Source organism: Gorillibacterium terrae, assembly GCF_051594785.1.
Lineage (GTDB): Bacteria > Bacillota > Bacilli > Paenibacillales > NBRC-103111 > Gorillibacterium.
The window spans coordinates 774,207-792,366 of record NZ_JBPPGI010000001.1 but is presented as its reverse complement, the minus strand read 5'-3'; the positions used below and the strand labels follow the sequence as shown (position 1 = coordinate 792,366).

The following is an 18,160-nucleotide window of genomic DNA, read 5'->3' as shown; positions in this document are numbered from 1 at the left end:
CCGGGGAACCGTGCTTTTTTTTAGGCTATGAGCGGGACGGGTAAGCTCTTAGGGCTCAATGCCCCATATCAACTTGCCGCTTCGGTAGAGCGTCACTTTGTTCCAATCGGCATAGGCCGTCTTGGTGCCGTCGTAGGAGTAGTCGTTGGCTTCGTTGAAATTCGACCAATCCGCTTTGGCCAGCCGAACCTGAATATCGCCGGTCTGCGCCCCTGCCGCGAGCGATCCCGCTCCGGCCGTAAAGCCCAGCTCGATATACGTGTCCGTGACCGTGCGCTTGATGTTCGCCGCTCCGATTACCGCCCAGTCGATCCAGGATTCGACGGCGGCGCTGCCGTCCTTGGAGAAGTAATAGCGGAGGGTCAGCTCGCTTAACGGCACGGAGGCCGTTCCCGTGTTCTTGATAGTGAAGAACGGTTTGATCTGATTGTCCGTCGCGCTGGAATCGCCGGCCTTGTATTGAACCGTCAGTCCGCTAACCACTGGCGTGGAGGTCGGCGAGGCGGTCGGAGTTGCCGTGGGCGTTGCCGTCGGTGTTGCTGTTGGCGTAGCCGTCGGTGTTGCTGTTGGCGTTGCTGTTGGCGTTGCCGTCGGGGTTGCCGTCGGTGTTGCTGTTGGTGTTGCCGTCGGTGTCGCTGTTGGCGTAGCCGTCGGTGTCGGAGTCGGTCCGGTAAGCGGCTTCATGATCCGGTTCAGCATGGTTTGTTTGGCCGTTTCCCAGGTTTGCCAGTCATACTGCAGGAGTCCGCCCGTATCGCCGCTGTTCGGATTCAGGCACCAATAGGTCCAGTACAAGTCGTTCGCTTTGATGTAATCGACGAGGGCATTCTGCCAGACGCCTTCCGTGCTGGCCGTGTCCACGCTGCGGCCGCCGAATTCGCCGACGATGACCGGCGCCAGGTTCTGCTTGCTGATATATCCCCAATACGCATCCCAGATTGCCGGCATGTTGTTCGGGTAGGACGAATCGTGGAACCAGGTTTGATCGGCGACGCCGGGGCCGTAATCATGCGCGGAGTAGACGATCCGGTTCGGAACGCTCAGCCGCACCGGGTTGTTTTTCACGCCTTTGAGATTGCCGCCCCACCAGTAGCCGCCGTTTTCTCCCTGCACCTTGCTGTCCACGCCTTCAACGATGATCAGCCAGTTGGGGTTAACCGAGAGAATGGCATTGCCGGCCCGTTCGGCGGCAAGCCGCCAGTCCGTCGCCAGGTCGCCGGTTCCCCAGGACGCGTCGCCGTGCGGCTCGTTGTGCAGATCGGCGCCGATGACCGTCGGGTTGTTGAGGTAGCGGGCGGCCAGCATCTTCCAATCGCTGATCCAGCGCTCCTCCGAATAGGCGGCGGTGTACCACAGGGCAGATTGGCCGCCCGAATCGGGACGGTGGCGATCCAGGAAAATTTTGATGCCCCGCGCTCCGGCCTTCTCCACCAGCTTGTCCATCACTTGGATGGGGGAAAGTCCGACGAGATCGGGATTGCGGACGTAATCCACCCCGGCCACCTTCGCTCCGGAATCGAACATTTCGTTGCAGAACGGAAGACGGATCAGGTTATAGCCCTTCTCCTTGATCTGGTCCAGCATGCTGTCCATCGACCGGGCCCAGATGCCATGCGGCGAATAATTGGAGGTCTCGAAGCCGAACCAGTTGAGGCCGTTGAATACGGCCGGATTGCCGTTCGAATCCACAATCCGGTTGCCGGAGGTTTGGTAGTACCCCGATGCCGCAGCCGCCTTCGTATCATTTGCCTTAGCCAACCCCGCAAAGCTCGCGAGGACCAGCATACCGGCTAATACAATCTTGCCAAATCTATGAGTCATGTCCTTCACCACATTCCTTCTTCTTAGAGTGGATACGGTAAACTCATCCTTTTACGGTTCTATGCCCCAGACGAGCTGACCGTTTTGGTAAAGCGTTACTTTGTTCCAGTCTCCGTAAGACGTCTTGGTTTTGTCGTAAGAGTAATCATCCGCTTCATTGAAGTTGGACCAGTCGGTCTTGGCGATGCGAAGCTGAATGTCTCCCGACTGTCCCCCTGCCGCAATTGAGCCCGCCCCGCTCGTGAAGCTCAGCTCCACATAAGTCGAGGTAAAGGTCCGTTTGATGTTGCTTCCGCCGACGGCGGCCCAGTCGATCCAGGAATCGAGCGCAGCTCCGCCTTCCTTGGTGAAGTAATAACGCAGAGTCAGATCGCTCAGCTTCACCGCGGCCGTGCCCTTATTCTTGATGTTGAAGAAGGGCTTGATTTGGTTGTCCGTTGCGCTCGAATCTCCCACTTTGTACTGGACGACCAATCCCGTTGCCGGAGAAGCGGTGGGAGTCGCCGTTGGCGTGGTCGTCGGGGTTGCAGTAGGAGTTGCAGTAGGCGTCGTTGTCGGAGTTGCAGTAGGCGTCGCTGTCGGAGTTGCAGTGGGCGTCGCTGTCGGAGTTGCAGTGGGCGTCGCTGTCGGAGTTGCAGTAGGCGTCGTTGTCGGAGTTGCAGTGGGCGTCGCTGTTGGCGTGGGCGTTGCGGTAGCCGTCGGCGTCGGCGTGGCCCCATTGCCGTAGTTCTTCAGATCCGGCAGCTCGTCCAAGGTGATGACCAGATTGCTCTCGTATACTTTTTTGATGTGATCGAGACTGTTTTGGTAGCCGCCGCGAATGAAGTCGCCGTTCCAGGTGACGAACCAGCTGTACATCGCTTGATAGACTTGGAGCAGGTCCGGGTCCGGAATCGGCCCGTTTTCGGTCATGGCCACCAGCTTCTTGTCTTGTCCCAGGCTGACCAGCTCCTCATACTTGCCGCTCTGCGGACCGTAATCGCCGGCCGAAGGATACGAGTCGAAGCTGACGATGTCCACCACATCATCGCCGGGGTACCAGTCCGGGGAAACCGAGTTCCAAACCCATATCAGGTTGTTCAGGTGGTGATAGTTGGTCAGCCGGTCGTACATCAGGCGATACAGGGCTTTCGCCGGTTCCGGGCCCTTGGCGCCCCACCAGAACCAGCCGCCCTCCGCCTCATGCAGCGGACGCCAGAGCACCGGCACGCCTGCATCCTGTAAGCGCTTAAGCTGAACGGCGATTGCATCGATGTCCCGCAGGAGCAGGGCGTAATCCTCCGATGCCGGGTGACTCATGGCATAGTCGACATCAAAAGTCGTGGCGTAAGTGTAGAAGCCCCTCCACCATTCCTTCTCCGGCTGGTTAATCAGTCCCTTTGGCGCGTTCCAATGCCAGACAAAGGTCACGATGCCGCCCTTGTTGTTGTACCAGTCGATGGCTTGTTCGACCGCATTGGAGGTGGTGCCGTTCTCGACGCGGGACGGCGAGTAGTCGATCAGGTCGAGGCCGGCCATGGCGGGCATTTTACCGACATTCGCCTTAATCCAGTCAATATCGCTCATTTCCTGCTGCCCGGAAATGATCTTCTGGCCGTATTGGTCCACGAGGAAGCTCATCAGCGATTTCGCTCTCTGCGAAGCGTTGGGATTGACCAGCGCCTTTGTCACCTGATGGGGAGCTCGCGGTGCGGAAGGGGCAATTTCAATGTAGTCGATCTCATACCAGCCCCAGCCGTTCTCCAGCTTGATGGTATTCGTCCCCGCATTCAACAGAAGCTTGCCGGCGGAAGCCGTCGAGAAGACCGAGATTTCCGGGAAGACCACCTGTCCCGATGCCGCATCGTTGAAAAACAGGTTGCTTTGCTTATAGCCGTAAGGGGCCCGATAACCAACCTTCAGATCGTACAATCCCTTTGCCGGGACCGTCACCGTAAACGTAACGGAATCGCCCGCCGTGTCAAAACCCGTGACATAGCCGGTTCCCGAATAACCCGCGGCGGTGGCCTCGACCGTCGTTCCCTGGAGAATCCCGTTTTCCGCTTCGTAGCGAACGGTGCCTGCTTGGGCGGCAGCCGACGAACCGGCCAGTCCATAGAAGCCGGTGATGCCAAGCGCCGCCGCCAACGCCATGCTTCCGAATTTGCGCAGCCATGGTGTTTTCATCATTGCCCTCCTCCGAATTGAATAATCGAACCGCTACCAAAATTCGAATAACAGACTCCATAAAATGAAGCGCTTCCAATTTGAACGGCCCTGATTTCCGTTTCTCGCTTGCTCCAGCCGATGAGGAACGAAAGCGAGAATGACCGGCATCCACCTCCGTTGGGGGCTAGCCAATTCTCTATCGAAAAGCCCCATAATATCCATCATATTCCAACCTCCTTTCTATTCTAGCATGTTTTTTCTGTTTTGGAACATAGGATAACGGTCGCATTTTCGTTATTTTTATTATGTGATGTTATCCTATCATTCAAATACCGCGTTCTTGTCCCGGCCATCCGCCCCAAAGAACCGTTCCCGCACTGCAGGTCCGTCAAGCCCATCTGCCGGGTCTTTTCTCAGGAACGATGGTCAGGACAAAGAAATAATAATATTTTCCATTAGTTCTTTGTATAGGACAAATTATATTTTTATGGTATTTTCAATAGCATTGTCGAAATTCGTCCAGTCCCGACAATCGGAAAAAGAAAAAAGCGTCCGACTGGACGCTCTGCAAAAAACTTAGCGGGTTCCCCAAACCCGCTCGTATTCGTCTTCCCGGAAGCCGACGGTGACCCGTTCCCCGCCTTTTACGATCGGCCGCTTGATCAGCTTGCCGTTCGAGGCGAGCAGCTTCAGCTTTTCTTCCCGGCTCAGGGCGGGAAGCTTGTCCTTCAAGCCCAATTCCCGATAGACCTCGCCGGAGGTATTGAAGAATTTGGCGATCTCCAGACCGCTCTCCTTCACAAGCAAGTCCAGCTCCTCCGCGCTCGGGGGACTCTCCACCAGATCCACCGGAGTGAGCGTCTGCCCCGCCGCCTCCAGCCACTGCTTGGCCTTGCGGCAGGTGCCGCATCGGGGATACCAATAGAAGACCAGACTCATAAACGCACTTCCTTTGTCGCTTTGAATTTCGGCATACCGCATTAGGAAGCGAGAATAACAGACTCCCCGGCGCATCTGCGGCTTCTCGCCGATCAGGCTTTCTCTTCGCCGCGCAGGCGTTCAATCAGCCGCTGCATGTCGGCGGGCAGAGGTGCTCGGAAATCCGCCGGCAAGCCGGTGCCCGGATGGATAAAGGCTAACCGCTCGGCATGCAGGGCTTGACGGGAGATAGCCGTAGCTGCTGCGGGCAATGCCGAGGGCTCGGCATAGGAGGCAGACTCGCCGCAAGAAGCGCAGCCGGTCCTGCCGACCGAGTCGTCGGCGCCGGAATCGCCGGCGACAGGAGCGCGGCCGGGAATGATTCCCGTCTCCGCTTCGCCGCCCGGACCGTACATTTTATCTCCGAACAGCGGATGTCCCAAGTGCCGCATATGCACGCGGATCTGATGAGTCCGCCCGGTTTCCAGGCGGATGCGGACCACGGAGCCTTCCGGATAAGCTTCCTCTACCCGGTAATGCGTGACCGCCCGGTCGCCTTGCCCGGTGATCACCCGGACCCGGGGATTGTCCCCGTCGCGGCCGATCGGCGCATCCACCGTGCCTTCCTTCGTCTCCATCCGCCCGTGGACCACGGCCGTATATTCCTTGATGACCTGCCCGCGCTGCATCTGTTCGGAGATGCTCTGGTGAACGAACGGGTTTTTGGCGATCGCCAGCACCCCGGACGTCTCCTGATCGAGCCGGTGCACCGGACGGAAGCGGACGGTTTCGCCGTTTTGCCGCCAATGCCAGACCACTCCGTTCGCGAGCGTACCGGTATAATGCCCGTGCGTCGGATGTACGATCATTCCCGGCGGCTTGTTCACCATAAGCAGATGCTCATCCTCGAACAGAATCGCAAGGTCCATCTCCTCCGGCAAAATATCCTCGGATACCTCGCGCTCCATCCGTGCCTCCACCCGGTCGCCCGGGCGGACGATCGCATTGGTATAGGCGCGCTGCCCATTCACCGTAATGCCCCGTTCGGACTGCTTCAGCCGGGTCATCAGGGTGCGGGAGATTCCCATGCGGTTTTTTAGCAGAGTGGCCAGCTTCATGCCGGCGTCCGCTTCGGTCGCCGTGTAGCTCAGGGGCTCGTGATAAGCCCCGGTTTCCTTGATCACGTTCGTCTCTCCATCCTGTTCATGCCGCTTGCGGAGCGGTTTATTCGCCGTCTTTGCCGGCGCTGCCGCGGTTGAACACCTCGGCTCCGCGAATGTATTCGACGTCGCTTTTGCCCAAGCGGGCATTGGCGGCCCGGGCGGCGGCGAAGAAGAAGTCCGACAGCCGGTTCAAATACCGCAGCACGGCGGGGTTGGCTTCCTGCTCCGCGGCGAGCGCGACGACGCGCCGTTCCGCCCGGCGGCAGACCGTCCGGCACACGTGCAGAGCGGCCGCTTCTATGCTACCGCCGGGCAGGATGAAGCGGCGAATCTCCGGCGCTTCCCCGTCATAGCGGTCGATCAGCGGTTCCAGCCGTTCCACATACGCGTCCGTTACCTTCCAGGCCGCGGCCGCCGACTCCGCCAGGTAAGCCAGATCGCCGCCGCAGTCGAACAGTTCATGCTGAATGCGGATCAGCTCGTCGCGGAGATCATCGAAGCTGAGACCGGTCAGCGTGCAGACCGCCTGCCCGACAAACGCATTGAGCTCGTCCACCGAGCCGTAAGCCTCGACCCGCTTGTCATCCTTGCCGATTCGGCCGCCGATGGCCGATGTCTTGCCTTCGTCCCCGGTCCGCGTATAAAGCTTCATCCACCCTCGCCCCCTCGGTTTTCTCGGTTCACTTCTTTGCGTGCTTTAAGCATACCCAAGCGCGGTGCAGGCTGCAACCGCGACCAGCAGCAGCAGCGCCTCCAGTCCTTCGTTCATCGCTCCGTAGAGATCGCCCGTCAGGCCGCCCAGCTTGCGGCTCACCGTGCGGGCGGCCAAGCCGCCGAACAGGCCGCAGAGCAGGGTAGCGGCCAAGACGAATCGGCCGGCCACAGTGACCCAGCCGGTACCGGCGAATACCCCCGTGTCGCCGCCTACCATCCGACCGAGGGCGGTGAACGCAAACGTAACGGCCGCCGCCCCCGCCCAGGCCAGGGAAACCTCGGACCAGCCGACCTGGCGGAACAGCGAGCCAAGCCCGCTTTCCTTGCGGGCGTAAGGCCAGCCGGCCATGCCGACCGTCATCCACCAGCGGCTCCAGGCCGGAAGGACGGCGAGCAGCAGCAGACCGTCGGCGGCCGATCCGGGAAGCGCCGCCAGGCAGGCGTACTTGACGAGCAGCAGCAGCACGGCCGCCATCACGCCCATTGCGCCGACCCGGCTGTCCTTCATGATCTCCAGCATCCGCTCGGGCGGGCGATGGCTGAGCAGACCGTCGGCCGAGTCCATCCAGCCGTCGAGGTGCAGACCGCCGGTGACGGCAACCCAAAGGACGAGCGTCAGCGCCGCGGCCGGACCGGCCGGCAGCGCCAGCCCGGCTGCGTAGAGCAGCAGGCTGAGCAGAAGTCCGATGAGCCCGCCGGCGACGGGGTAGAAGACGACGCTTCGCCGGAACACGGCAGCCGTATACTCGAAGCGGTACGGAACCGGCAGGCGGGTCAAGAACTGCAGCGCCGCGGCGGCCGCCTGCAACCAGGCGATCAGCAGCTTGCGCGTTCGAAGCATAATCATTCCTCCCTGCACGGACTTAATAAGCGGCAGCGCTCCGCCGCCTTCAGCCGGAATCCGATCTTCCGGCCAGCGGGACGAGGAGAACCGATGGTGATCCGAGTGTCCGGGTTAACGTTCCCAGTCGTCCAGGTTGAACTCCAGCCGCTTGAGGTCGACGGGAATCCCCGCCGTCACCAGGAACGCCCGGTCGCTTAACCGGGCAATCCGCTGCCCGAGCAGTCCCGCGTAATCGCGGAACAGCCGCCCGAGCTCGTATTCCGGCACGATACCGTCGCCAACTTCGTTGGAGACGACGAGGACGGGCATCGGACAATCGGCGAGGGCCGCCGAGAGCTCCTCGATCTGCGCTTCCAGCCGGTCCAAACGCTCTTCTCTCTCCAGCTTCAGCAGCCAGTTGGAGAGCCACAGCGTCAGGCAGTCGATGAGGACGACGCCTCCGGTCTCTCCCTCGCGGAAGCGCGCGCTCCGTTCCGCCAGCAGGGCCGCCAGCTCGTAGGGCTCCTCGTGCAGCCGCCAGCGGAAGCCCGATTCGGCCCGCCGCTGCCGGTGCAGCCGAGCGCGCTCCTCCATCTCGTTGTCATAGAGCTGGGCCGTCGCGATATAATCGCCCTCTCCGCTTAAGGAGAGGCGGCCGGCCATGGCCTCGGCGAACCGGCTCTTGCCGCTGCGCGCGCCGCCGGTGATGAAGATAACCATCGGCCTAATCCTCCCGCCTGCCGGATACGCCGGCGCTCTCGAAGGTCGCCATCTCGCGGACGATCCGCCCGGCGGCATCCACGAGATGGAACGCCAGCACCGCGCCGGTGCCTTCGCCGAGCCGCATACCGAGCTCAAGGAGCGGCGACAGGTCGAGCTCGGCGAGCAGCCGGGCGTGGCCGCGCTCCTCCGACACATGCGAGGCCGCGATGTACGGGAGCGCTGCCGGACAGAGCCGCACGGCGGCGAGGGCGGCGGCCGAGGAGATGAAGCCGTCGATCACGACGAGGGCGCGCGAGGCGGCTGCGCCGAGGATAACCCCGGCCAGCCCGGCCAGCTCCAGGCCGCCGACCGCCGCCAGCACGCCGAGCGGGTCCTCCGCGTCGGGCCGGTTGACGGCCAGCGCCTGCTCCACCACGCGGCGCTTGCGGGCGAGCCCTGCGTCGTCCAGCCCGGTGCCGCGGCCGACGGCTTCCTCGGCGCTGATGCCGGTCAGCGCCATCAAGACCGCAGCGCTCGGCGTCGTGTTGCCGATGCCCATCTCGCCGGTGGCGAAGACGCGGCAGCCCTCGGCCGCTTTCGCCGCCGCCAGCTCGAAGCCCGCGCGGACCGCTGCCTCCGCTTCCTCGCGGGTCATGGCCGGCCCGCGCGCGATGTTGCCCGCTCCGCGGCGAACCTTGCGGTCCGTCAGCCCCGGGTGCGGCGGCAGCTCGGCGTCGACACCCATGTCGACGCACAGCACCTCCGCCCCGGCTTGCCGGGCCAGCACATTGACCGCCGCGCCTCCGGCGAGGAAGTTGTGCACCATCTGCTGCGTCACCACGGAGGGAAACGCGCTGACCCCCTCCTCGGTCACGCCGTGGTCGCCGGCCATGACGATGACCGCCTTGCGGGTCAAGTCCGGCTCAACCTCGCCGGTAATCCCGGCTGTCTGCCAGGCGAGGCGCTCCAGCTTGCCCAAGCTTCCGGGCGGCTTGGTCAGGCTGTCCAGCTTGCGCTTGGCCGCTTCCACCGCCGCTTCGTTAAGCGGCCCAATCCGGCCGCACAGGTCTTCCAAGGTCTTCATCGCGTTCGTTCCTCCTTGTTTTGCCTTGCATGAATGTCCGTGCGGAGCCAGGCGCCGGATGCCGCCCGCTCCGCTGCGGACTGCAGCAGCACCTGCGGCACCCCGCTGACCGGATGCGGCAGCACGAGCGGACGCGTGCCGTAGACCCGCTCGATCCGATCCGGCCGGATCAGCTCGGCCGGCGTCCCTTCCCCGGCGGAACGGCCTTCGGCCAGAAGCAGCAGCCGGTCGCAGTACTGCGCCGCCAGGTTGAGGTCGTGCAGCACGGCTACGACCGTGATGCGGCTGGACGCCTGCCATTCGCGGATGTAATCCATCAGCTCGAGCTGGTTGCCGATGTCCAGGAAGGTCGTCGGCTCATCGAGCAGCAGAATCCGCGGCTCCTGCACCATCGTCTTGCCGAGCGCCACCCGCTGCCGCTCGCCGCCGCTCAGGCTGTCTATCTCGCGCTCGGCCAGTTCCTCAAGCCGGAGCCGCTGCATCACCCGCCCGAGGATGGTCTCCGGATCGCCCGGTTCGCGGCCAAACCAATCTTGGTACGGATACCGTCCCATCTCCAGCACCTCCCGGACCGTGAAGCCGGGAGCGGAGACGCCTTCCTGGGGCAGTGCGGCGAGCATGCGGGCCAATTCCTTGCGGGGATAGTCCGCCGCTTCCCGCCCGCCGAGGCGGACCGTACCGGAATCGGGACGGCTCACCCCCGACAGCAGCCTCAGCAGGGTTGATTTGCCGCTGCCGTTCGGTCCGATGATGCCGTAGAAACAACCTTCCTCAATCCGCAGGCTGACCCCGCGCAGGATTTCCTTATCGTCCAGCCGAAGCCGGACTTCGTTTGCCTCGATCATTCGGGTATCCCTCCGCGTCCGCGCCGCCGCTTCAGCAGCAAATAAGCAAAGAACGGCGTGCCGATGAGCGCCGTCACCACGCCGAGCGGAATCTCCTGCGCCCCGAGCGCGAGACGCGCCAGCGTATCCGCCCACAGAACGTAGCTGGCCCCGGCCAGCGCGGTCACCGGAACGAGCAGCCGGTTGTCCGGCCCGGCCATAAGCCGGATCAGGTGGGGAACCACCAGCCCGACGAAACCGATCGTGCCGGCCACCGACACCGCTCCCGCCGTCAGCAGTGTGCTGGCCCCCAGCACCGCGAGCTTGGTTCGGTTGACGTTCGCCCCCGTGTGCAAGGCCTGCCGCTCTCCGAGGGCGAACAAATTAAGCTGACGGCTGTAGGCGATCAGCAGAAGCAGGACCGCGGCGAAGAGGGGGAACAGCAGCCGCGAGTACTCCCAACCGCGCAGGGCCACGCTGCCCATCAGCCAAAAGACGATCTCGTTGATGACCCCTTGGGACAGCGAGACCATGAGCGAGACGAATGCGCCAAAAAAGGCCTGGACAATCACGCCCGCGAGGATCAATGTCTCCACCTTGCTGCGCCCGCTCTTGCCGGCCAGCGTGTAGACCAGAAGCAGCGTCAACAGACCGGTGAGAAACGCCGCTCCGGGAACGCTCCACAGGCCGAGCGCGGCCCGCATGCCCGACAGAATCGCAAAAGCGGCTCCCGCCGATGCGCCGGAAGCCACCCCAAGCGTATAGGGATCGGCGAGCGGGTTGCGGAGCACCGCCTGAAAGCCCGCTCCCGCCACCGACAGGGACGCACCGACCAGAACGGCGAGAGCGACCCGCGGTAAGCGCACGCCGGCGACGATGGTATCGTAGGTCGCGTCGGGAACCGCGACGAGCCGCGGCCCAAGGACGGGAACGTGGTAGAGCAGCACCCGCCATACCTCTATCAACGGAACCCGGGCCGAGCCGAGCGAGAGGCAGATCAAGATGGAAACAAGCAGGAGAAGGCCGAAGCCTCCTCCATAGATCCAAGCTTTGCGCATATCAGTTCACCTTATCGGGATGAACAGCCTTGGCGATCTCCACCAGCCCGTCCGTGAGACGCGGACCCGTGCGCGTAACCAGATTGGACTCCACGGCGTGGATGTCCTTGTTCTTGATCGCGGTCAACGCGGAGAAGCCCGGCCGTTTCAGGATGGCATCATAGATCGTGTTGCCCGTAAAGGCATCGGTTCCGTAAAGAATGACCTCCGGATCGGCTTTGATGATCGACTCGGCGTTGATCTCGAACCAGCCCGTTTGGTCTCCGGCGACATTCGTTCCTCCGGCCAAAGTCAGGAGCTCGTCCAGAAATTCGCCCTTGCCCACGCTCCAGCCGGGGGAAAATTCGAGGTAGACCTTCTTCTTCGGGACATCCTTCACGGCGGCGACCACGCGGTCGCGGTCCGCTTTCATTTTACCTGTGACTTCCGCCGCCTTCTCCTGTTCGTTCAGAAGCTTGCCGACCGCTCCGATATGCTGGATCACCTGATCCAGCGTCTTGGGGTCGTCGGCGTAGACGGTGACCTTGAGGTCCCGCAGCTTCTTGACGACGTCCGCCTGCAGCCCGTTGTGGGCCAGCACCAGATCCGGCTTCAAAGCCAGCACGGCCTCCACGTTCGTGTTGATGTCGCCGATCTTGGCCTTATCCGCTGCTTCCTTTGGGTAATCGCTGTACTGGTCGACGCCCATCACCCGTTCGCCGGCGCCGACGGCAAAGGCCGTCTCGGTCTCGCTTGGAGCGAGTGTGACGATCCGCTTCGGTTCCTCATTCAGGACCACGTCCGTACCCGTAGAATCCTTTACCGTCAGCGGATAAACGGTTTGATCGGCGCTCGGTGCGGCCGTCGGTGCCGAGCTGGCCGTCGGTGCCGTTGTCGCCGCAGCCGTCGCCGCCTGGGTCGGTTGTACCGATGCTCCCTCTCCGCTCTTCGTTCCGCAGCCGGCTAGCCCCACCGTAAGAACGAGCGCCATCCCGAACGCGCCGAACCGCTTCATCCCGTTTCCCGCAAGCCCTGCTGTTGTCCCCGGCTTTCTTTCCATTCCCCATTCCCCATTTCGCTCCATGTAAGGCTTCTCTCCGCTTTCCTTACCGCATCCATGCTGGAACGAAAAAAAACCTGTCCACAATACGGACAGGTTCAGCTTACAGGCAGCACAACAGCTCGTCATACCCCAGTTTAGCCGCATCCTTTTCCGCGAAGGATTTCGTCAGCTTCACCGCCGGGCAGGTCTCCTGACTCCCGGGTCGGACACCCTCCCCGCCTTCCCATCCGGATGGACAGTGGCTCTTTTGGGGACGATTTCCCGGGTTACAGTGGCGCGACCGTGCCGGATTTGCACCGGCTTCCCTTTTAACCTCTCCTTGGCGGACAGGCACCTGGCGGGATATGGATCTTAAGGTTTCCGGACCAAAAAGCTCTCCGATCCAAAGTATAGTGGAACCTATCGGCTTTGACAAGCCATACCCGGAATCCTCCCTCTCGGCAACCGGCCGGCGGCGCATTGCTGTTAAAAGGCTATGCAAAAAAAGACCGCCGAGGCCATCTCGTCGGTCTGCCGGCCCTTAACGGGAGCCGGGCTTTTCCTGAAATTCATGATACCGGATATATTCATTAATCTTAAGATCCAGCTCATTGCTCGCCTCGACGACATGCGGCGACGTCAGCGACTGCTCCTGCTCGAAGAGCTTCTCCATGCGGATGCGCAGGCGGTGGATCTCTTCTTCCAGGAAAGATAAAGCTTGCGAGGAGGAAGCCGGTTGGTGAGGAGCAGGCGTCAATCTGGACCCGTGATCCCGGATCAGATACCCTCCGGTCGCTAAAGCGCTTTGGCCATAGAGCACGTTTACCCCCCCTTTTTGCTGTGAATGCTGGTGCGGCGTTCCGCTTCTTTTGACCCGTCCCGCGTAGGAAGCAGCCGGGACATGGGAACCAAAATAATCAGATAAATCCGAATATTGACAGATTTTGAGGGAGGTTTCCTTCATGATGTATTATAAATATAGCATTTTTTACAAAAAAATCAACCGCCTTGCTCAGCTTTCACTTTCCGGACAAACTCCCCGATCCGGTCCAGAGCCTCATTGAGCTGGGCGACGGAAGTCGCATAGGAGCAGCGGAGATGCCCTTCTCCTCCCAGTCCGAAGACCTCTCCGGGGACCGCCGCCACCCGGGCTTCGACTACCAATCGCTGGGCGAATTCCTCGGACGTAAGACCGGTTCCGGCCACGCTGGGGAAGGCATAGAACGCTCCTTCCGGTTCATGGCAGGGCAGCCCGATATCGCGGAAGCCCTTGACGACGAGCCGCCGGCGCTGGTTGTACGATTCCACCATCCGGTCCTTTTCCTCGATGCCGTTCTCCAGCGCTTCAAGCGCAGCTACCTGTCCCATCACCGGCGCGCACATGACCGTGTACTGATGGATCTTCAGCATTGCCGCGATCAACTCACGGTGTCCGCAGATGTACCCCATGCGCCAGCCGGTCATGGCAAACGCCTTGGAGAAGCCGCTGACGAGAAGGGTCCGGTCCTTCATGCCGGGCAGGGAAGCGAAGCTGACGTGCTTCCGGCCGTAGGTGAGCTCGGCATAGATTTCATCGGAGATGACGATGAGGTCGTGCTCCTCGACGAGCTTCGCGATGGGAAGGAAATCCTCGTAGGTCATGATGCCGCCGGTCGGGTTGCTCGGGTAGCAGAGCACGAGCACCTTGGAGCGGGGAGTGAGCTTGGCCTTGAGCGATTCCGCGGTCAGCTTGAAGCTGTCCTTGGCGTAGGTTTCGATCGGAACCGGCACGCCGCCGGAGATCGAGGTAATCGGGCTGTAGGGAAGGTAGCAGGGCTCCGGAATCAGCACTTCATCGCCCGGGCACACCAAGGCGCGCAGCGCCAGGTCGATGCCCTCGCTGCCGCCGATGGTCACGATCACCTCCCGGTCGGGGTCGTACGAAACCTTGAAACCGTCGGCGAGATACCGGCAGATCGCCTCGCGCAGCTCGGGAATCCCGGCGTTCGGCGTGTACTTGGTATAGCCGCGCTCCAGCGACACGACCGCCGCATCCCGGACATGCCACGGCGTATGGAAATCCGGTTCGCCGACGCCGAGCGAGATGATGTCCTTGGCGCCGCTCACCAGATCAAAAAACTTGCGAATCCCGGAAGGAGGAATGGCCTGCACCCGGGGATTCAAGTAGTCCTGCATGGACTTGGTTATAGGGTCCATCGACTGCTGCCTCCCTTCACGGCGAGACGATCATCCGCCGGTCCTCTTCCCGGTCTTCGAAGATGATGCCGTCATGCTTGTATTTTTTGAGAATAAAATGCGTCTTGGTCGACAATACGCGGTCGATGGGGGACAGCCGGTTCGAGACGAACGAGGCGACCTCCTGCAGGGAACGCCCCTGCACTTCGACCAACAAATCGTAAGCGCCGGACATCAGGAATACGGAATTGACCTCCGGGTACAGGTAAATGCGCTCGGCGATGGCGTCGAAGCCTCTTCCCCGCTCGGGCGTAATCTGCACTTCAATGAGGGCGGTGACCGATTCGTTTACCTTGGCCCAATTGATGACCGCCGCGTACTTCACGATAACATGCTCCGCTTCGAGTTCCGCGATCGCCGCTTCCACGTCCTCCCGGGCCGCGCCGAGCATCGTTGCCACGGTCTCCGCGTCCGTTCTGGCATCCTCTTTGAGAAGATCCAGGATTCTGAGTTTCAATTCCACCATAAGAATTCCCTCCTGACGTTGAATGGCGCCGCAAACGACGAATGCCTTCCGTTTTTGAAAGAGCATTAGTACCACTATACAACGAAACCGGCCCCCTGCAAAGGAGCTTCCGCCGCCATTTCGGCGCAAAAAGCTGCATTTCGCACGCTTCCCGGCCGCATTCGCCGCAGCTTGTCCGTTTGCCGGGTTCGCCGATTTCCTTTTTTCGAACGGTTCGGAGTCAGCCTTCGAAGAGGTTCATGCTCATGTAGCGCTCGCCTGTATCGGGCGCGATGCACAGCACCCGCTTGCCGGGGCCGAGCCGCTTGGCCGTCTCCAACGCCGCCCAGACCGTCGCACCCGAAGAAGGCCCGACCAGGAGCCCTTCCTTCGCCGCCAGGTCGCGCGCGGTGCGCAGGGCGTCCTCGTCCTTTACGCGCATGATGCGGTCGTACACGGCGGTGTTGAGCACATCCGGGATGAACCCGGGGCTCGTGCCGACGAGCTGATGCGGGCCGGGGCGTCCGCCCGACAAGACGGGCGAACCGTCCGGCTCGACGACGATCACCTCAATGCCGGGCAGCTCCGCCTTCAGCACCTCGCCCGTGCCGGTGATTGTGCCGCCGGTCCCCGAGGAGGCGACGAACGCGTCCAGGCGGCCGTCCGTCTGCTCGAGAATCTCGCGGGCGGTCGTGACGCGGTGAATGTCGGGGTTGGCAGGGTTCTCGAACTGCTGCGGGATGAAGCTGCCGGGGATCTGCTCTCTCAGCTCGAAGGCCTTGCGGATCGCCCCCGGCATCCGTTCCCGGGAGGGCGTCAGCACGACCTCGGCCCCGTAAGCCTTGAGCAGATTGATCCGCTCCTTGGTCATGTTGTCCGGCATGACGATGATAACCTTGTAGCCCTTGGCCGCCCCCGCCATCGCCAGTCCGATGCCGGTGTTGCCGCTGGTCGGCTCGATGATCGTGTCCCGGCTTTTCAGCCTGCCGTCCTTTTCCGCCTGGACAATCAGATTATAGGCCGCCCGGTCCTTGACGCTGCCGCTCGGATTGAAGGATTCGAGCTTGACCAGCACCTCGGCCGAGTCCTCCTCCACCAGCTTGTTCAGCCGCACCACCGGCGTGTTGCCGATCAGATCGGTGATATGATTCACCATGACGCTTTTCATTGCCCGTTATCTCTCCTTCGCTACCGAAATGCCTTCGTATGAAAAAAAAGTCCGCCGGTCAAACGGCAGCGGACTTCAGGATGCCTCACTTGCTTAGGGTTTGGGTCAGCCGGATGCGTCCGGGCTCCGCCAGATAAGTCTCCGTCTTGAAGCAGGACGGGCAGACAAACAGATCCATCTCGAGAATTTCCGGCAGCATCGGCTCGTCCACTGCCAACGGCTGCGCCGGGTCGAACCGGTTTCCCGACAGGCGTACCTGGCCGCCGAACAGCATCAGCTCGCGGCAATTGGGGCACTCCGGCGCTTCGAGCTGCGTATCGAGAATCTCCTGAACCTTTTCCCGGAAGGGATCGGGCTCGCTCTCCTCGTCGTAATCGTCCAGCTCCTCATCGGATTCGGCCGGGAGCGATTGAACATGTCCGGGATGGCGGTGTCCATGCCCATGGTTATGTTCGTGTTCTTCCCCGTCTTCCTCTTCTGCCTCTTCTTCCTCGTCTTCCTGTCCTTCCATCTGGAAGGAAACGCTGCGGTAATCCCCAAGCTCGTTCAGGCAGTGAGGGCAGACCTCCTCCGGTCCGATCTCCGGGTCCCAGACGATCTCCGTCTGGCACCAGGGACATACCTGGGTCTCGTTATCGCTCATGCTGTTCCTCCTTATTCCGTTCGGTTCCCTTCAGTTCCATTTCTCATTATCCCATGATAGACTGCCCGCAAATGAAAAACAAGCCGAGCACGGAGGCTGCGGCTTGCCGAACGATTCTTGCGGATTACGCTACGCTCGCGCCAATGACGTAGGAGACCGAGATGGAAATCACCATCGAGATGAGCCCCACCGCCTTATTGCCGTTCTTGATCTCTTCGTCGATCTTAAAATACGGGGTCAGCAGCTCGAACAGGTAGTAGGCGACGAGCAGCAGCACGAATCCGAAGGACGCCCACACGACCGATTCCAGCACCGAATCGTTGTTCAGGATGGCGAAGCGGAACAGGTTGCAGATCCCGAAGATCTTGCCGCTGGTGGCCATGGCCACGGCGACATTGCCCTTCTTGATCTCTTCCCAATCGTTGTATTTCGTGATCAGGTTGAAAATGAACATAAAGACGAGCAGCGCGACAACCGCCACGGAAAAATAAGCGAGGGTATTCAGATAGATATTGGTCATCAGGGAATCCACCTCTTGGTTCATGTCAGGTCCGCCTCCAAACGCCGCAAGAGACTGAAGCCTTGAGCTTCAGCCTCTTTTCGGGTCACCTGTCCGCCGCAAGGGCGGAGCGGAGAACGATCGTTATTGCGGGTCTTTCTTGGCGGCGACCTTCGCCTTCAGCGCGGCCAGCTCGTCTTCGACGCCGTCGTTCTGGTCGAGCTTCGCCAGCTCGTCGTCCAGGCTGCGGTTTTTGTCCTTCAATTCGCCGGCGGCTTGCGCCTCGGCTTCCAGCTGGGCCACCTTGTCGCTCATCCGGTCGAAGCCGCGGGCGGCGTTGTCGGTGCCGAAGCCGGACATCACCTGATTGATCGATTTCTGGGCCTTGGCCGCTTCGGCGCGAGCCACGAGCAGGTCCTTCTTGTTCTTCATCTTGTTGAACTCGTCCTTCATCTCGTCCAATTGGGCGCGAAGGCGATCGGCGTTCTGCTTGGCGATGTCGTACTGGCCCTTCATCTCGTCGTAGCGGGTCTGATGTTCCTTCTTGTCCTGCAGGGCGCGGCGGGCCAGGTCTTCGTTGCCCTGCTCCAGCGCTTTCTCCGCTTGAAGCTGACGCTTCTCCACCAAATCCTGAGCCTCTTCCACCTGCTGCTTGAATTTCTTCTCCACGGCAATCTGTTTGGCAACGGCGGCTTCGGCGTCCAAAATGTCCTGTTCCATGTCCCGCAGGAACTGGTTCAGCATCTTGACCGGGTCCTCGGCCTTGTCGAGCAGATCGTTGATCGACGCCATCGTCAGGTCACGCAAACGTTTGAAAACTCCCATTGTGAATTCCTCCCATGATCTATTGTGGTGGTTTGTATTCCTCTGTGGGCTTCGTCTTGCTTACATGTA

Annotated in this window: 18 protein-coding genes and 1 riboswitch; all 18 genes read right to left on the bottom strand. The window is 61.3% G+C overall.

Annotated elements, in window-relative coordinates; genetic code table 11:
- Nucleotides 1-48: 48 nt before the first annotated feature.
- The 18 genes from ACSEXS_RS03275 to ACSEXS_RS03190 all read right to left on the bottom strand — a co-directional run bounded on the left by ACSEXS_RS03275 (nucleotide 49) and on the right by ACSEXS_RS03190 (nucleotide 18,091).
- Complete coding sequence (locus tag ACSEXS_RS03275; RefSeq protein WP_438431752.1) at nucleotides 49-1,821, bottom strand: cellulase family glycosylhydrolase; 1,773 nt, start codon at nucleotides 1,819-1,821, stop codon at nucleotides 49-51.
- Nucleotides 1,822-1,872: 51 nt separating this feature from the next.
- On the bottom strand, nucleotides 1,873-3,987 hold the full coding sequence (locus tag ACSEXS_RS03270) for a glycosyl hydrolase (RefSeq protein ID WP_438431751.1): 2,115 nt from the start codon (nucleotides 3,985-3,987) through the stop codon (nucleotides 1,873-1,875).
- 558 nt (nucleotides 3,988-4,545) lie between these two features.
- Nucleotides 4,546-4,908 carry an arsenate reductase family protein gene (locus tag ACSEXS_RS03265; protein ID WP_438431750.1) on the bottom strand — a complete coding sequence of 121 codons (363 nt, stop codon included), beginning with the start codon at nucleotides 4,906-4,908 and terminating at the stop codon, nucleotides 4,546-4,548.
- A gap of 92 nt (nucleotides 4,909-5,000) precedes the next feature.
- The gene (locus tag ACSEXS_RS03260) at nucleotides 5,001-6,005 is read right to left on the bottom strand and encodes an RluA family pseudouridine synthase (protein WP_438433072.1); all 1,005 of its coding nucleotides are present in this window, start codon (nucleotides 6,003-6,005) and stop codon (nucleotides 5,001-5,003) included.
- Between the two features lie 106 nt (nucleotides 6,006-6,111).
- Nucleotides 6,112-6,702: a cob(I)yrinic acid a,c-diamide adenosyltransferase gene (locus ACSEXS_RS03255; protein ID WP_438431749.1), complete on the bottom strand. Its 591-nt coding sequence runs from the start codon at nucleotides 6,700-6,702 to the stop codon at nucleotides 6,112-6,114.
- A gap of 45 nt (nucleotides 6,703-6,747) precedes the next feature.
- A complete protein-coding gene (gene cobS / locus ACSEXS_RS03250) occupies nucleotides 6,748-7,605 on the bottom strand; it encodes an adenosylcobinamide-GDP ribazoletransferase (protein WP_438431748.1) in 858 nt (285 codons plus the stop codon).
- A gap of 114 nt (nucleotides 7,606-7,719) precedes the next feature.
- Nucleotides 7,720-8,307 (bottom strand): bifunctional adenosylcobinamide kinase/adenosylcobinamide-phosphate guanylyltransferase, encoded by a 588-nt coding sequence (gene cobU / locus ACSEXS_RS03245; protein WP_438431747.1) that lies wholly within the window; start codon nucleotides 8,305-8,307, stop codon nucleotides 7,720-7,722.
- A gap of 4 nt (nucleotides 8,308-8,311) precedes the next feature.
- Entirely contained in the window at nucleotides 8,312-9,373 is a 1,062-nt protein-coding gene (gene cobT / locus ACSEXS_RS03240; protein WP_438431746.1) for a nicotinate-nucleotide--dimethylbenzimidazole phosphoribosyltransferase, read from the bottom strand.
- Nucleotides 9,370-10,218, bottom strand: a complete 849-nt coding sequence (locus ACSEXS_RS03235; protein ID WP_438431745.1) for an ABC transporter ATP-binding protein — start codon at nucleotides 10,216-10,218, stop codon at nucleotides 9,370-9,372. The genes cobT and ACSEXS_RS03235 overlap by 4 nt, the downstream gene beginning before the upstream one ends.
- The gene (locus ACSEXS_RS03230; protein WP_438431744.1) at nucleotides 10,215-11,255 is read right to left on the bottom strand and encodes a FecCD family ABC transporter permease; all 1,041 of its coding nucleotides are present in this window, start codon (nucleotides 11,253-11,255) and stop codon (nucleotides 10,215-10,217) included. The genes ACSEXS_RS03235 and ACSEXS_RS03230 overlap by 4 nt, the downstream gene beginning before the upstream one ends.
- A 1-nt stretch (nucleotide 11,256) precedes the next feature.
- The gene (locus tag ACSEXS_RS03225; protein WP_438431743.1) at nucleotides 11,257-12,318 is read right to left on the bottom strand and encodes an ABC transporter substrate-binding protein; all 1,062 of its coding nucleotides are present in this window, start codon (nucleotides 12,316-12,318) and stop codon (nucleotides 11,257-11,259) included.
- A 142-nt stretch (nucleotides 12,319-12,460) separates the two neighbouring features.
- Nucleotides 12,461-12,650, bottom strand: a riboswitch (cobalamin riboswitch).
- 167 nt (nucleotides 12,651-12,817) lie between these two features.
- The gene (locus tag ACSEXS_RS03220; RefSeq protein WP_438431742.1) at nucleotides 12,818-13,240 is read right to left on the bottom strand and encodes an aspartyl-phosphate phosphatase Spo0E family protein; all 423 of its coding nucleotides are present in this window, start codon (nucleotides 13,238-13,240) and stop codon (nucleotides 12,818-12,820) included.
- 35 nt (nucleotides 13,241-13,275) lie between these two features.
- Complete coding sequence (locus tag ACSEXS_RS03215) at nucleotides 13,276-14,472, bottom strand: aminotransferase class I/II-fold pyridoxal phosphate-dependent enzyme (protein WP_438431741.1); 1,197 nt, start codon at nucleotides 14,470-14,472, stop codon at nucleotides 13,276-13,278.
- Nucleotides 14,473-14,488: 16 nt separating this feature from the next.
- Nucleotides 14,489-14,977 (bottom strand): Lrp/AsnC family transcriptional regulator, encoded by a 489-nt coding sequence (locus ACSEXS_RS03210; protein ID WP_438431740.1) that lies wholly within the window; start codon nucleotides 14,975-14,977, stop codon nucleotides 14,489-14,491.
- A gap of 220 nt (nucleotides 14,978-15,197) precedes the next feature.
- Complete coding sequence (gene cysK, locus ACSEXS_RS03205; protein WP_438431739.1) at nucleotides 15,198-16,124, bottom strand: cysteine synthase A; 927 nt, start codon at nucleotides 16,122-16,124, stop codon at nucleotides 15,198-15,200.
- Between the two features lie 85 nt (nucleotides 16,125-16,209).
- A complete protein-coding gene (locus ACSEXS_RS03200) occupies nucleotides 16,210-16,767 on the bottom strand; it encodes a hypothetical protein (RefSeq protein WP_438431738.1) in 558 nt (185 codons plus the stop codon).
- 124 nt (nucleotides 16,768-16,891) lie between these two features.
- Nucleotides 16,892-17,311: a DUF350 domain-containing protein gene (locus tag ACSEXS_RS03195; protein WP_438431737.1), complete on the bottom strand. Its 420-nt coding sequence runs from the start codon at nucleotides 17,309-17,311 to the stop codon at nucleotides 16,892-16,894.
- Nucleotides 17,312-17,410: 99 nt separating this feature from the next.
- Nucleotides 17,411-18,091 (bottom strand): PspA/IM30 family protein, encoded by a 681-nt coding sequence (locus ACSEXS_RS03190; protein WP_438431736.1) that lies wholly within the window; start codon nucleotides 18,089-18,091, stop codon nucleotides 17,411-17,413.
- Between the last annotated feature and the right edge of the window lie 69 nt (nucleotides 18,092-18,160).